The 211-nt window shown below is 55.9% G+C and carries 1 protein-coding gene; it reads right to left on the minus strand.

Annotated elements, in window-relative coordinates:
• On the minus strand, positions 1–211 hold a 211-nt coding region (locus FDX22_RS20775), incomplete at both ends, for a murein transglycosylase domain-containing protein (RefSeq protein ID WP_146717713.1).

Here is a 211-nt window from a genome sequence, read left to right on the forward strand (position 1 = left end):
TGCCAGCGCCGGTTTGCTACCGTCGCGACGAATCTGAGTACGGGTTTTCAGGCGTGTTTTCAGCAGATAGTCAGCGAAATTGGTGGCGCGTCCCTCCCAACGAATGGCCTGGCCGGTATTATCGACCACCTGCCCGTACAGGAACGGCTCTTTGGAAATCTTGATGTCGTCGACATCGGAATAGAGGTCGATAGAACCCGGATCATCCCCC

This window comes from Citrobacter sp. TBCS-14 (assembly GCF_005280805.1).
Lineage (GTDB): Bacteria > Pseudomonadota > Gammaproteobacteria > Enterobacterales > Enterobacteriaceae > Citrobacter > Citrobacter gillenii.